Raw genomic sequence first — 13,518 nt, forward strand, 5'->3', positions numbered from 1 at the left:
GTCCATCCGGACGACGGGCCCGATGTTCGTCCTCTTCGGCCTAAGATCTTCAGAGATGAACGGTCCGCCTGACCAGCTGACGGTCGCGCACCGCCGCGACGCCGCGCGCACACCCGCGTCGCGCACCGTGGCCGACCTGCTGCGAACCGCGCCGGTGATCGGACGGGCCGACATGACCGTGCGTCAGGCCGCGACGCTGATGACCGAGCGCGACCAGGACTACGTCGTGATCCCGCAGCCCGGCCACGGTCTCGGGCTGCTCACCGACGCCGACATCCGGGCGCGCGTCGTCGCCGCCGGACGAAGCCTCGACACCCCGGTGGGGGAGGTCGTCGACGGTCCGGCGTTCGTCGTCGACGCCCGGACGTCGGCGATCGACGCCCTCACCGAGCTCGTCGACCGCGACCTCACGGTGATCCCGGTACGCGACGCCGACGGCACCGTCCTCGGCGTTGTCGGCGCGAATGATTTCGTCGCCGACCCGGCCGGTTCGAGCATGCCGCTGCGCGAACAGATCTCACGGTCGCAGACGGTGGAGGAACTACAGGGACACGCGCAACGCATCCCGCAACTGGTCGCCGATCTCGTGCGGCGCGATCGACCGGCACACGAGATCACCCAGGTCGCCTCCCTCATCGTCGACGCCGTCGTGCTGCGGGGGCTGCGGCTGGTCGTCGACTCCCGTCCCGACGTCGATCCCGCCGCGTACACCTGGTTGTCGCTCGGCAGCAATGCGCGTCGGGAGCCGGTGCTGAGTTCGGATGTCGACTCCGCGGTCGTGTTCGACGACTCGCTGGGAGGGTCCGAGCTCGACGGCTACCGTGGGGCTTTCGCGGAGCTCGACGACCTGTTGCGCGGTGCCGGCCTGACCGTGGACACCAAGGGCGCCGTCGCGTCGAAGCCGTTGTTCTCGCGGACCCGCAGCCAGTGGCAGACGGCGGCACGCGGGTGGATCGACACGCCGCTGGAAGACAAGGGGATGATCTTCACGTCGCTGATCCTCGACGGCCGGCCGCTGGCCGGGCCGCGTCGTGGTTCGGCGGCACCGACGCCGGGAGTCGAGATGATCGGCGCCCTGCGCGCCGACCCGCGCACCATGCGGTTGCTGCTCGAGGAGTCGTTGTCGACCAAGGCGCGACTGCGCTCGATGCGCGACGTCCTGACCCGGCGCCCGGGGGCGTTCGACGTCAAGGCCAATGCGCTGACGCCGCTGATCAACATCGCCCGCTGGGTGGCGTTGAGCGTCGAATCCACCGAGGTGAACACACGCGCGCGTCTCCAGGCGGCGTCGGGCAGCGCCTTGCTCACCGACGACGATGCGACGACGCTGACGGAGGTGTTCGACGTCCTGCAACGGGTGCGGTTGCGGTATCAGGTCGCGCAGTTCGATCGCGGCGAGACACCGACGGACGTGCTGGAGATGGGGCGGCTGTCGCCGCTGGACCGGAGCCTGGTGGCGCAGGCGGTGCGAGAGATCGCCGGTGTCCAGCGCAGAATGGCGGGTATGAGCCACTACCAGGTGAACTGAGATGCCATGTGCCTGATCCTCTTCGCGTGGAACGCACATCCCGAGCATCGGCTGATCGTCGCGGCCAACCGCGACGAGTACCACCGGCGGCGCACGTATGCGCTGTCCCGGTGGGATGACCTGCCGATCATCGCCGGACGCGACGCCCTCGCCGGCGGCACCTGGATGGGTGTGTCCGCCGACGTCCCCGGCCGGGTCGCGATGGTGACGAATGTGCGGGTCGGTCCGCCCGAACGCGCCGGGGTCCGCTCGCGCGGGCAGTTGCCGGTGGACTTCCTTGACGGCGACGAGGACCCGAAGGTGTTCGCCGATCGCGTCGTGGAACAGGCCGCCGACTACGACCCGGTGAACCTGCTCATCGGTGATGCCACGGATCTGTGGTGGGTGACGAATCGACCGGCTCCGCACGCCGAGCGGGTGGCCGACGGCGTGCACGGCGTGTCCAACGGTGCGCTCGACAACGACTGGCCGAAGGTCGCCGACGGCACTGCTGCACTCCGTGACCTGATCTCCGCCGGCGCCTCCGACGACGACTACTTCGCGATGCTGGCCGACCAGGACCGCCCCGACCCGGTGCGGCTGCCCGACACCGGCGTCGGAGCCGAGTTCGAGGCGGCCCTGTCGTCGAAGTTCATCAACATCCCGGGATACGGGACGCGGGCGTCGACCCTGCTGCGCATCGGTCACGACGGCCACGGCGCGATCGTCGAACGCCGCTACGGGTACCGCGGGAAGCGGCGGGGAACCACCCGCATCGCCTTCTGAACGCGGGTGGCCGCGCTGATCAGTTGTGTGCGAACGGCATCGCCGCGACGGGGAGACCGAGCGCCTCGCCGACCTCGGCGGTGAACAGCTCGCCGCGATGGGTGCTCAGACCCGATGCCAGTGCCGGATCGGTGTCGCAGGCCTTCTTCCAGCCCTGATCCGCCAGGCGCAGCACGTAGGGGAGGGTCGCCCCGGTGAGCGCGTGCGTGGATGTGCGGGCGACGGTGCCGGGCATGTTGGCCACGCAGTAGAAGGTGGTGTCGTGCACGGTGAAGGTGGGGTCGGCGTGGGTCGTGGGATGCGAATCCTCGAAGCAACCGCCCTGGTCGATCGCGATGTCGACGAGAACCGCACCCGACTTCATCTGCGCGACAAGGCTGTTGGGCACCAGGACCGGCGCCTTGGCGCCCGGGACGAGGACGGCGCCGATGACCAGGTCGGCCTTCTTGACCGCGTCGTCGAGCGCGAGCTTGGTGCTGTAGCGGGTGTGGACGCGGCCGGCGAACCGGGCGTCGATCGCGCGGAGCTTGGCGATGTCGAGGTCGAAGACGGTGACCTGGGCGCCCATGCCGACGGCGATCGTTGCCGCGTTGATGCCGCTGACCCCGCCGCCGATGACGACGACCTCGGCCGGCTCGGTGCCGGGGACGCCGCCCATGAGGACGCCGCGGCCACCCTCGGACTTCATCAGGTGATAGGCGCCGACCTGAGGTGCGAGCCGTCCGGCGACCTCACTCATCGGCGCGAGAAGGGGGAGCGCGCCGTCTGCGGTGCGGACCATCTCGTAGGCGATGGACGTGGTGCCGGAGGCGAGTAGCGCATCGGTGCACTCCTTGCCGGCGGCCAGGTGGAGGTAGGTGAAGATCGTCTGGCCCGCGCGCATGAGGTCGAACTCGGCGGCGATCGGTTCCTTGACCTTGAGCAGCAGATCGGCCTGGTCCCAGACCTCGGCGGCGGTGCCGAGGATCTGCGCGCCGGCGGCCTTGTAGTCGTTGTCGGTGATGGCCGACCCCTCACCGGCTCCCGCCTGGACGATGACGTCGTGGCCGCGGTGGTGCAGCTCGGCGACGCCCGCCGGGGTGACGGCGACGCGGTACTCGTGGTTCTTGATCTCGGTGGGGACGCCGACGCGCATCATGCTCCCTCTCTTGTCGAAGTTTGTGCAGAGAACCTGTCCTCAGGGTGAAGGAACTTCAGAAGTGACACAATGTGCGTGAAGAAGATTCTTGGCCAGCCGAATCTGACGAAGATGTTTCTATCGAGGAGGGTTCGATGCCTGCCGCACCGAAGGATGTTCAGCCCGGAGAGCTCGACGCGACGGACCGTGAACTGCTGAAGCTCCTGCAGTCCGACGCGCGCATGCCCAACAGTGAGCTGGCACAACGCGTGGGGATCGCTGCGTCGACGTGTCACGGCCGCATGCGCAGGCTCGTCGAACTCGGTGTCATCCGTGGTTTCTTCGCCGACGTCGATCCCGCCGCCGTCGGTCGCCCGCTGCGCGCGATGGTGGCGGTCAGTCTCCAGTCCGATGCGCGTGGGCAGATCCGGCGCTTCGTCGGCGAGATCGCCGCCTACGACGAGGTGATCGACGTGTTCTTCCTCGCCGGCGCCGACGACTACATGCTCCACGTGGCCACGGCCGACACCGAGACGCTGCGCCAGTTCGTCGAGCGGCTCAACAGCCGTCGCGAGGTCGCGGGCACCACCACGTCGCTGGTCTTCGAGCATCGCCGCGGCGATGCGCCGATCTATTGAGAATGTCCTCGCCACTAGACTGAGACCCGTTGGCACGTCGAGATCGAAGAGGGTGGACATGAGCGGTATCACGGTGGGCGTCCTGGGCAGTCAGGGCAAGGTCGGGCAGGCGATCGTCACGGCGGTCGAGAAGGCCGACGACCTCACCTACACCGTGGGCGTGGACAAGGGAGACTCGCTGGAGTTCTTCTCCGACACCGACACCCAGGTCGTCGTCGACTTCACCCACCCCGACGTCGTGATGGACAACCTCAAGTACCTCATCGCCAACGGGATTCACGCCGTCGTCGGTACCACCGGTTTCACCGAGGAACGCCTCGAGACCGTCCGCGGCTGGCTCGCCGAGAACCCGAAGGTCGGCGTGCTGATCGCCCCGAACTTCGCGATCGGCGCCGTCCTGTCGATGCGTTTCGCCGCGCAGGCCGCCAAGTACTACGACTCGGTCGAGGTCGTCGAACTGCACCACCCGCAGAAGGCCGACGCCCCGTCGGGCACCGCTTACCGAACCGCCGAACTGATCGGCCGCGCACGTGCTGAGGCGGGCGTCGGACCGAGCCCCGATGCGACCACCTCCGAACTCGACGGTGCACGAGGGGCCGTGGTCGACGGTGTGCACGTCCATTCGGTGCGCCTGGCCGGCCTCGTCGCCCACCAGGAAGTGCTACTGGGGACCGAGGGCGAGACGCTCACCATCCGCCACGACTCGCTCGACCGGTCGTCGTTCGCGCCCGGTGTGCTCCTCGGGGTGCGCAGCATCGCGGACCGTCCGGGTCTGACCATCGGACTCGAAGAACTGATGGACCTCTGATCACCATGGTCGATGACGGCACTCACGACGACGGCACCCACACCGGCGACACCGAGGGCGGCGCGCCGCAGCTGGGGCCGAAGAAGAAGGACGCGCGACCGATCATCTGGATGATCGGGTTCCTCGTCGTCGCGCTGATCGTCTACTTCGTGCTGCTCGGCTGGCGCGGGTTCCAGCTGATCGCCGCGGGGACCGCAGCGGGAATCGGTCTGGGGCTCGGCGTCATCGCCCTGCCGCTGATCGGCGCCTGGCTCATCTACGCGACACTCCGCGCGGGCCTGGAACACCAGAAACTCGCCGCGATCATGGCCGAGGAGGGTCGCGAGCTCGACATCTCGAACCTTCCGCACCGCGCCTCCGGCCGCATGGAACGCGGCGCCGCCGACGAGCTGTTCGCCCAGGTCAAGGCCGAGTGGGAGGCCGATCCGAACGACTGGCGGAACACATACCGCATCGCCCGCGCCTACGACTACGCCGGCGACCGCCCCCGAGCCCGCGCGATGATGAAACGCGCGGTCGCGCAGTTTCACGGCCGCGAGCAGTAGGGACCCGGGAGGGCCAGATGGTTCTGCTCGAGGGTGCGAACGCGGCTGATAGGTTGCTGGCGTTCGCGGGGAGGTCGTGATGTCCGACGATGCCAAGCGACTCCTGATCGTTCACCACACGCCGTCGCCCCACTGCCAGGAGATGTTCGAGGCCGTCATCTCCGGTGCGACGGACCCGGAGATAGAAGGCGTCGAGGTGGTCCGTCGAGCCGCGCTGGCGGTGACCGCGAGCGACTTCCTGGAGGCCGACGGTTACATCCTCGGCACCCCCGCCAACCTCGGATACATCAGTGGCGCACTGAAACACGCCTTCGACGTCAGCTACTACCAGATCCTCGACTCGACGCAGGGTCGCCCGTTCGGTGCGTACTTCCACGGCAACCAGGGAACCGAGGGCGCGGAGAAGGCCCTCACCTCCATCACCACCGGCCTCGGCTGGGTGAAATCCGCTGAGTACGTGGTGGTTTCGGAGAAGCCGACCAAAGTCGACCGCGAAGCGTGCTGGGAGTTGGGCGCGACGGTTGCGGCGCAGCTCATGGGCTAGTGTCCTCGGCCGCGTCCCCTGGGCCGGCGGCTTCGTTCCTTTTCGCCTCGATCAACCCCCGTCGTCCATTGGCGCCGTGTGTTCCGCGGAACACTTGCGAGTCTGTGACCTGCAGAATTGTCGGTGCCCGGCGATAGCTTGTTCGTATACCTGTTCGAACTGGCTGGGGGGTCGGGATGTCTGTTACCGCGTTACGTGCCGAGGGTGTGTCGTCGATGTTCGATGGCGCGGATCCGAAGTCGTTGTCGGACGAGGTGCTCGAGGTTCGGGTGCTCGGTTACGCCGCACAGATCACAGCGTTGACGGCAGATTTTCTTGATTTGGTGGCGGAGTTGGATGAGCGGGAGTCGTGGCGGGGGCCGGGGATTCACTCACTGGCGCACTGGCTTTCCTGGAAGGCGGGGATTGCGCCGCGGACGGCGCACGAACAGGTGCGGGTCGCGAAGGCATTGCGCGAGCTCCCGCTGATCCGGCAGCACTTCAGCGAAGGTCGGCTGACGTATTCCAAGGTGCGAGCGTTGACGCGGGTGGCCACGCCGATGCGGGAGCCGGAGTTGGTGAATCTGGCGTTGTCGTGCACGGCGTCGCAGCTGGAGAAGGCGGTGCGGGCGATGCGGCAGATCGACCGGGGCTACAGCGATGGTGGGGAGTTGACGCCGCCGGCGGAGTCGTCGGCTCGGTGGAAGTGGAATGCGGATGGATCGTTGTCGGTGTCGATGACACTGACGCCTCTTGATGGGGCGCGGTTTCTGGCGGGGACGGTGCGGGCGGAGTATGAACGCACCCGCACGATGGGCGATCCGGACCTGCCGAGTGTTCCGCGGAACACTCCCGGCGAACTGGAAACCGAATCCGGGGAGACGGATTCGGAGGTGAAGCCGGCGAATCGTCGGGATCTGTGGCGAAACGTACCGTCAAATATTGCTGCGGCGGTGGTGGCGATGGCCGATGCGGTGCATGAGGGAATCGCGATGCCCGACCTCGCTCCCGGGGCCGAGATCTTGATCCATGTCGGAGATGGGGCGGAGCATGCGCACCTGGATGACGGTCCGGCGCTCTCGGAGGCCGAGGTCGAGGAAGCGACGTGTGGTGCGTCGTTGCGGGAAGCGTTGTCCCGCCGGGTGGCGGGGAGTCCGGGGAAGCGGGCGTTGTTGGGGTTGGGGCGCAAGCAGCGGGCTCCGTCCAAGGCGATGATTCGGGCGTTGTTCCTGCGGGATCGGTGTTGTCAGACGCCGGGATGTGGGCGGACGCGGCATCTGCATGCGCATCATGTGGTGTTCTGGTCGGCCGGTGGGGAGACCGAGTTGGACAACCTGATTCTGTTGTGCGGCTCGTGTCATCGAGCATTGCATCGGGGCGAGTTTGCGATCAAGGGACTTGGGCAGCAACGGTTTTCGTTCCATATGTCCGATGGTTCGGTGATTCGGGCGAGTCCACCGACAGGCGCGTCCGGACAATGGCGACCGGACGGACGGATTGCCGCGGGTGCGACGGTGCCGATCGGTGGCGGGAAGCTCGATCTCGGGTACGCCACCGAGGTGATCTACGCGGTGTGGGAATGGAAGGAGCGCCAGGCGACGGCCAATCCTGCGGCTGCTTGATTCCGGCCGGCCCGCCCAGGGTGCAGAGCGTTCCGCGGAACGCTCGTGACGCCGATTGTCCGGTGCGCTGTTAAGCTCTCTCCCGGAGTGCCGGGAAGTCTGGTCGGCTGCGTGTTTGTCGTTGGTCGTGATCCGCGGTCGGCGGCGACGCGTACGTTGCCGCACCACTGAGGACGACCATGCACTCACTTCAGCACCCTGAACCGAAACCACGCCTGTTCGCGCGAGGCTCCTGGCCGGAGACCTCCCGCATCACCGACATCCTCCGCAAGGAAACCGTCGGCGGGATGCTCCTCCTCGTTGCCACCGTGGCGGCGTTGGCGTGGGCGAACTCCCCATGGTCGGCGGCGTACTTCGATCTCGCCGATGTTCGAGTCGGTACCGACGCCCTCGGCCTGCACCTCGACCTCACCCTCGCCACCTGGGCGGCCGACGGCCTCCTCGCGATCTTCTTCTTCATCGTCGGCCTGGAGTTGAAGCGAGAATTCGTCGCCGGCGACCTGCGTGACCCCGCCCGGGCCGCGCTGCCGGTGGTCGCCGCCATCGGGGGCATGGCGGTACCGGCCGTCATCTTCGTCGCATTCACCGCACGAGCCGGCGACGGCGCAGTACAGGGGTGGGCCATCCCGACGGCCACCGACATCGCCTTCGCGGTCGCGGTGCTGGCGGTGATCTCCACACATCTGCCCGCGGCGCTGCGTACCTTCCTCCTGACCCTGGCAGTGGTCGACGACCTGCTCGCGATCACCGTCATCGCGGTGTTCTACAGCGACACGATCAACGGCTCGGCTCTGGCGCTCGCGCTCCTGCCACTCGCGGCGTTCGCGATCTGTGTACAGCGGGGGATACGCGCCTGGTGGATCCTGCTTCCGCTCGCGGTGCTGACATGGGCGTTCGTCCACGAGTCAGGAGTGCACGCAACCGTCGCGGGGGTGTTGCTCGGGTTCACCGTCCCGGTCCTGCACCGGATATCCGACGACTCGGCCAAGCCAGGTCTCGCCGAACAGTTCGAGCACCGGATCAGGCCCCTCTCAGCAGGTTTCGCGGTCCCGGTGTTCGCCTTCTTCGCCGCAGGCGTCGCCATCGGCGGGCTCGACGGTCTCCGCGACGCCCTCGGCGATCCCATCGCGCTCGGCATCGTCTTCGGGCTCGTCATCGGCAAGGTGGTGGGGATCGTCGGCACCAGCGCCCTGCTGGCCACCTTCACCCGCGCATCGCTCGACGCCGACGTGCGGTGGATCGACGTGGTCGGCGTCGCGATGCTGGCCGGAATCGGATTCACGGTGTCGCTACTCATCGGTGACCTCGCCTACGAATCGGGCACCGAACGCGACGAGCTGGTGAAGATCGGGGTCCTGGCCGGCTCCCTCATCTCCGCGTCGGCGGCCGCGGTTCTCCTTCGCCTACGAAATCGTCACTACCGCGCAGTCGCTCGCGAAGAGTCGCGTGACGACGACCACGACGGAATACCCGACGTCTACCAGCGAGAGCAGTGACATGCAGCAGACCGGACTCGGCGTGATCAACGTTCCCGAACGCGCACAGAATCCAGTACGTGCGATCGGTATACGCGTCGCCATCGCCGTCGGCGTCATCTCGATCGCGACGGCGGTGGTCTACGTCGACCGGGATGCCTACAGCCACGCACTGGATGCTCCACTCACACTCCTGGACTGTCTGTACTACGTCACCGTGTCGCTCTCGACCACAGGTTACGGCGACATCGCTCCCATGACCCCGGGAGCTCGAGTCGTCAACGTTCTCGTGGTCACGCCGCTGCGCGTCCTGTTCCTGGTGGTGCTGATCGGGACGACTCTCGAGGTGCTGACCGAACGGTCTCGTCGGGCGTGGCGGATTCAACGGTGGCGGCACAACCTGCGCGACCATCACGTGATCGTCGGCTTCGGCACCAAAGGTCGAAGTGCGGCCCGCGCGCTCATCGACGCCGGCGTGGACACCGCGAGTCTCGTGGTGGTCGACAGCGACCCGAATGCGCTCGACGCCGCGGAATCGCTCAACCTGGTGGCTGTTCGTGGAGACGCCACACGGAGTGAGGTCCTCAAGCTGGCCGAGGCCGGCGCGGCCCGTGCCATCCTCATCGCTGTTCACAGCGACGCGACAGCCGTCCTGATCACCCTTACCGCCCGCCAGCTCAGTCCCGGGGCCAACATCGCGGGTGTGGTCCGCGACGCGCAGAACGTGTCGCTGCTGCGCCGATCGGGTGCCGACACCGTCGTCGTCTCCGCGGCGACCGCGGGGCGCCTCATGGGAATCGCGACTCGGACACCACATGTCGTCGAGGTGGTGGATGACCTGTTGACTCCGGGAACACGGCTGTCGATGGTCGACAGGCCCGAGGACCGTTGACCGCGGCAATGTTCCGCGGAACACCTACCTGGGGGTCAGCTTGATGATCGGCAGTTCTCGATCGGTCTTCTCCTGATACCCGGCGAACCGCTCGTTCTTGCTGATCTGATTCCAGGCCTGGGCGCGTTCGTCGCCGTGGAGCTGCTGGGCGCGGACCTCGACGGTCTTGCCGCCCACCTCGATCCGGGCCTTCTCGGGGTTCGCTTTCAAATTGTGGTACCAACCGGGGTTGTTCACGGCTCCGTTCGCCGACGCCACGATCAGCCAGCTGCCGTCGGGGCCCGGGAACCAGGCGAGCGGGGTGGCCCGCTCCTGACCGCTCTTGCGGCCGACGGTCGTCAGCACGAGCGCATTCATCCCGCCGAACTGTCCCTTGCGGCGGATCATCGGCGCGACGACCTTGTTCACGATGCGCATGAAGGGGCCCTTCGGCACCCGGCCGCCGCGCGTACCCGCCGAGGTCTCGAAACTCATCGTCGAACTCTCCTTCGCCAGATGGTCTCAGTGTGCGCCTCCCGAGTGTTCCGCGGAACACTTCGGACCTGCCAGATCGGGCTCCGCACTACTCGACGTCGGCGAGGAGCCTGCTCACCTCGTACTGCCGCACCAGGAACGCCTTCTCGTCGAGCTTCTTGCGGCGCATCCAGGAGGTGACCTCGGAATTGCACTTGCTGGCATTGCACGAACCGCAGCACGGGACGACGTTGGTCACGGTGTAGCGGCCGCCCCGCGAGATCGCCAGCATGCAGTCGCGCTGGAGGGCGACGCCGTCCGCGCCGCAGTACGCGCACCCACCCCAGGCCTCCTGGAGTGCGAGCCACTGGGTGTCGGTGAGGTCGTTGTCGCGGGAGGCGACGCGCTTGCGACGCCGCTTGGCATAGCGGTTGGCGCGGGTGGTGCTGCGAGTGGCCACGGGAGGAGGATACCCCCGACGCCACATGCGTCACTGCAGTCACAGCAGGTGGTTGCCGCGTGTCGTGCGGGCGGCGACGTGTCGGGGGCTTTGCCTAGACTGACACCCGTGAGTACGGCCATCCGCGACATCTCATCGACCGGGACGATCCCCACTCCTTACGAGGACCTGCTGCGCCTCGTGCTCGAGACGGGCACCCCGAAGGCGGACCGCACCGGCACGGGCACAAGAAGTCTCTTCGGGCATCAGCTGCGCTACGACCTCGCCGAGGGCTTTCCGCTGATCACCACCAAGAAGGTGCACCTCAAGTCGATCATCTACGAGCTCCTCTGGTTTCTGCGCGGCGACTCCAACGTCCGCTGGCTCCAGGAGCGCGGCGTGACGATCTGGGACGAGTGGGCCGACACGAACGGTGAGCTCGGACCGGTGTACGGCGTCCAGTGGCGCAGCTGGCCGACTCCGTCAGGGGAGCAGATCGACCAGATCTCCGCAGCTCTCGAGATGCTCAAGACCAATCCGGATTCACGACGCAACATCGTGTCGGCGTGGAACGTGGGGGAGATCCCGCAGATGGCGCTGCCGCCCTGCCACGCGTTCTTCCAGTTCTACGTCGCCGACGGCAAGCTCTCCTGCCAGCTCTACCAGCGCTCGGCCGACCTGTTCCTCGGCGTGCCGTTCAACATCGCGTCGTACGCGCTGCTGACCCACATGATGGCGCAGCAGGCGGGCCTCGAGGTCGGCGAGTTCGTGTGGACCGGCGGCGACTGCCACATCTACGACAACCACCTCGACCAGGTGAACCTGCAGCTCTCGCGCGAATCCTACCCGTATCCGAAACTCGAGCTACGCAAGCGGGATTCGATCTTCGACTACGAGTACGACGACATCGAGATCGTCGGCTACCAGTCGCATCCCGGGATCAAGGCGCCGGTGGCGGTGTGACCCGCCGAGTCCGGCTCGTCTGGGCGCAGGGCCGCGAGGTCACCGGTGAAGGGGCCGCGATCGGACGGGACAACACCATCCCCTGGCGCGTCCCCGAGGACATGGCCCGGTTCAAGGAGAAGACCCTCGGCAACCCGGTCGTCATGGGCCGCAAGACGTGGGATTCCCTGCCACCGAAGTTCCGGCCGTTGCCGGGCCGCACCAACATCGTGGTGACACGCAATCCGGACTGGTCCGCCGACGGTGCGGTGGTGGCCCGATCCGTCGAGGAGGCGTTGGCTCTCGCCGACGGCGACACCGTCGGTGTCATCGGCGGTGGCGAGATCTATCGGGCGGCAATGCAGTTCGCGACCGAACTCTGCCTCACCGAGATCGACGTCGACGTCCCCGGAGCCGACGCGTTCGCGCCGGAGATCGGGCCGGAATGGACGGTGGCCGACAAGGGGGAGTGGCGGACCTCGACCACCGGTACGCCCTACCGCTTCATCGACTACACCCGCTGATGGCGCCGGAACGGCTGTCTCCGGCTCAGGCGCGTCGAACCGCGCTGGCGGCACAGGGTTTCGCCGATCGCGCACCGTCGGGCACCCCGACCATGGCTCACCTCAAGCGCGTCGTCGGCCGGACGGGTCTGCTCCAGATGGACTCGGTCAACATCGTCGCGCGGGCGCACTTCATGCCGCTGTACAGCCGGCTCGGTCCCTATGACCCCGACCTCCTCCATCGCGCCGCGTGGCAGCCGACGAGGGGCCGACGGCTCCTCGTCGAGTACTGGGCTCACGAGGCCGCACTCATCCCGGTCGAGGACTGGCCGCTGTTCCGTTGGCGCATGGACGAATTCGCCGACGGGCGGTACCGACACACGCGTGAGGTCATGCGCCGCAACAAAAGTCTCGCCGCGGACGTCCGCAGCGTGATCGAGGAGACCGGTGCCGCGATGCCGCGGACCATCGAGGAGAAGCTCGGCATCGAACGCGAGCCGGGCACGGCGGGGAGCTGGTGGCAGCGCGGCGAGGTCAAGCACCTGTGCGAGGCGATGTTTGCCGCAGGCGACCTGTCGGCGGTGCGGAACGGCAACTTCATGCGCCACTACGACCTCACCGAACGGGTCGTGGGCGCCGACATCGCCGCGCAGCGTCCGGATCGCGCGCAGGCACACCGGGATCTTCTCGCCCGGGCCGCGCGTTCACTCGGCGTCGCGACCGTCGCCGACCTCGCCGACTACTACCGCATCAAACCTGCCGACGCCCGGCCGGCCGTTGCCGGCCTGGTGGATTCGGGTGTGCTGCACGAGGTCTCGGTGGACGGATGGCGCGACCCCGCCTATCTCGCCGACGGTGCGCCGATGCCGCGACGCATCGACACCTCGGCGATCCTCTCGCCGTTCGACCCGCTCGTGTTCTTCCGGCCGCGAGCCGAGCGCCTCTTCGACTTCCACTACCGCATCGAGATCTACGTCCCCGAGCACAAACGCATCCACGGTTATTACGTGCTGCCCTATCTGCTGGGCACCGACATCGCCGCACGCGTCGACCTCAAGGCCGACCGCAGGTCCCGAACCCTGTTGGTACTCGGTGCCTTCTGTGAGTCCGGGCACGATCGCGGCACCGTCGCCGAACGATTGGCCGCCGACCTGCGGACTTTCGCGCGGTGGCTCGACCTCGACGACGTGTCGGTCGGCACGAAGGGTGACCTCGCGCGCGATCTCCGAGTCGTGATGGGATGCTGAGCACCGGGAGAACGCGAACCA

At 67.5% G+C, this 13,518-nt stretch carries 15 protein-coding genes; 12 read left to right on the forward strand and 3 right to left on the reverse strand.

Annotated features, from left to right (window positions below; translation table 11 throughout):
* Window positions 1-55 precede the first annotated feature (55 nt).
* Window positions 56-1,528 (forward strand): putative nucleotidyltransferase substrate binding domain-containing protein, encoded by a 1,473-nt coding sequence (locus C5O27_RS13600; protein ID WP_127962928.1) that lies wholly within the window; start codon window positions 56-58, stop codon window positions 1,526-1,528.
* Window positions 1,529-1,534: 6 nt separating this feature from the next.
* Window positions 1,535-2,293 (forward strand): NRDE family protein, encoded by a 759-nt coding sequence (locus C5O27_RS13605; RefSeq protein WP_127962929.1) that lies wholly within the window; start codon window positions 1,535-1,537, stop codon window positions 2,291-2,293.
* Window positions 2,294-2,312: 19 nt separating this feature from the next.
* Here C5O27_RS13605 and ald read toward each other — a convergent pair whose 3' ends face one another.
* Window positions 2,313-3,428 (reverse strand): alanine dehydrogenase, encoded by a 1,116-nt coding sequence (ald, locus tag C5O27_RS13610; protein WP_127963845.1) that lies wholly within the window; start codon window positions 3,426-3,428, stop codon window positions 2,313-2,315.
* A 137-nt stretch (window positions 3,429-3,565) separates the two neighbouring features.
* On the opposite strand from ald, the gene C5O27_RS13615 reads away from it, so the two are divergent.
* From C5O27_RS13615 to C5O27_RS13645, 7 genes are all read left to right on the forward strand, one after another.
* A complete protein-coding gene (locus C5O27_RS13615; protein ID WP_006359556.1) occupies window positions 3,566-4,048 on the forward strand; it encodes an Lrp/AsnC family transcriptional regulator in 483 nt (160 codons plus the stop codon).
* 58 nt (window positions 4,049-4,106) lie between these two features.
* A complete protein-coding gene (gene dapB / locus C5O27_RS13620; protein ID WP_006359555.1) occupies window positions 4,107-4,856 on the forward strand; it encodes a 4-hydroxy-tetrahydrodipicolinate reductase in 750 nt (249 codons plus the stop codon).
* Between the two features lie 5 nt (window positions 4,857-4,861).
* Window positions 4,862-5,401 carry a hypothetical protein gene (locus tag C5O27_RS13625; RefSeq protein ID WP_127962930.1) on the forward strand — a complete coding sequence of 180 codons (540 nt, stop codon included), beginning with the start codon at window positions 4,862-4,864 and terminating at the stop codon, window positions 5,399-5,401.
* 79 nt (window positions 5,402-5,480) lie between these two features.
* Complete coding sequence (locus C5O27_RS13630) at window positions 5,481-5,945, forward strand: flavodoxin family protein (protein WP_006359553.1); 465 nt, start codon at window positions 5,481-5,483, stop codon at window positions 5,943-5,945.
* A 176-nt stretch (window positions 5,946-6,121) separates the two neighbouring features.
* A complete protein-coding gene (locus tag C5O27_RS13635; protein ID WP_127962931.1) occupies window positions 6,122-7,546 on the forward strand; it encodes an HNH endonuclease in 1,425 nt (474 codons plus the stop codon).
* 179 nt (window positions 7,547-7,725) lie between these two features.
* Window positions 7,726-9,042: a Na+/H+ antiporter NhaA gene (gene nhaA, locus C5O27_RS13640; RefSeq protein ID WP_006359551.1), complete on the forward strand. Its 1,317-nt coding sequence runs from the start codon at window positions 7,726-7,728 to the stop codon at window positions 9,040-9,042.
* A 1-nt stretch (window position 9,043) separates the two neighbouring features.
* Complete coding sequence (locus C5O27_RS13645) at window positions 9,044-9,913, forward strand: potassium channel family protein (protein ID WP_006359550.1); 870 nt, start codon at window positions 9,044-9,046, stop codon at window positions 9,911-9,913.
* 24 nt (window positions 9,914-9,937) lie between these two features.
* Here the strand turns inward: C5O27_RS13645 and C5O27_RS13650 are convergent, their stop codons facing one another.
* Entirely contained in the window at window positions 9,938-10,387 is a 450-nt protein-coding gene (locus C5O27_RS13650; RefSeq protein ID WP_006359549.1) for a nitroreductase family deazaflavin-dependent oxidoreductase, read from the reverse strand.
* Window positions 10,388-10,475: 88 nt separating this feature from the next.
* The gene (locus C5O27_RS13655) at window positions 10,476-10,853 is read right to left on the reverse strand and encodes an HNH endonuclease (protein WP_187346503.1); all 378 of its coding nucleotides are present in this window, start codon (window positions 10,851-10,853) and stop codon (window positions 10,476-10,478) included.
* A gap of 81 nt (window positions 10,854-10,934) precedes the next feature.
* Between C5O27_RS13655 and C5O27_RS13660 the strand changes: the two genes are divergently transcribed.
* From C5O27_RS13660 to C5O27_RS13670, 3 genes are read left to right on the forward strand one after another with little or no spacing between them, the layout of a single operon-like run.
* Entirely contained in the window at window positions 10,935-11,768 is an 834-nt protein-coding gene (locus C5O27_RS13660) for a thymidylate synthase (protein ID WP_127962932.1), read from the forward strand.
* Complete coding sequence (locus tag C5O27_RS13665; RefSeq protein ID WP_127962933.1) at window positions 11,765-12,271, forward strand: dihydrofolate reductase; 507 nt, start codon at window positions 11,765-11,767, stop codon at window positions 12,269-12,271. Before C5O27_RS13660 ends, C5O27_RS13665 begins: the two co-directional genes overlap by 4 nt.
* Complete coding sequence (locus tag C5O27_RS13670) at window positions 12,271-13,497, forward strand: winged helix-turn-helix domain-containing protein (RefSeq protein ID WP_127962934.1); 1,227 nt, start codon at window positions 12,271-12,273, stop codon at window positions 13,495-13,497. The genes C5O27_RS13665 and C5O27_RS13670 overlap by 1 nt, the downstream gene beginning before the upstream one ends.
* Window positions 13,498-13,518: the final 21 nt, after the last annotated feature.

The organism is Gordonia alkanivorans, from assembly GCF_004011905.1.
Classification (GTDB): Bacteria; Actinomycetota; Actinomycetes; order Mycobacteriales; family Mycobacteriaceae; genus Gordonia; species Gordonia alkanivorans.